At 74.5% G+C, this 255-nt stretch carries 1 protein-coding gene; it reads right to left on the bottom strand.

What is annotated here, in order from left to right; translation table 11 throughout:
• A partial coding sequence (locus HKX41_12345) for a MarR family transcriptional regulator (protein NNC24925.1) occupies positions 1 to 255 on the bottom strand: 255 nt, incomplete at both ends.

The raw sequence follows: 255 nt of genomic DNA, 5'->3' as shown, positions 1-255 counted from the left end.
GCGAACAACCGCGCCACCAGCGCTTCGAACTCGCCGTTCCAGCCGTATTCGTCGGCGTACAGGCGGCCGTGGCGCTCGATCGCCCAGCCGATGTCGCCGATGCTGTACTCGCGCACGCGCAGGCGCTGCGGCGCCGGCAGCGCATGCGCGGTCAGCGCGCGCTCCGCCTCGGCGATCGCGCGCAGCAGGCGCTCGCGGTCCAGCGGCGACAGCGTCGCCAGCATCGCCGCGGTGGTCTCGTGCGAGCGGCGGTCG

This window comes from Salifodinibacter halophilus (assembly GCA_012999515.1).
GTDB lineage: Bacteria > Pseudomonadota > Gammaproteobacteria > Nevskiales > Salinisphaeraceae > Salifodinibacter > Salifodinibacter halophilus.
This window is presented reverse-complemented; position numbering and strand designations above follow the sequence as displayed.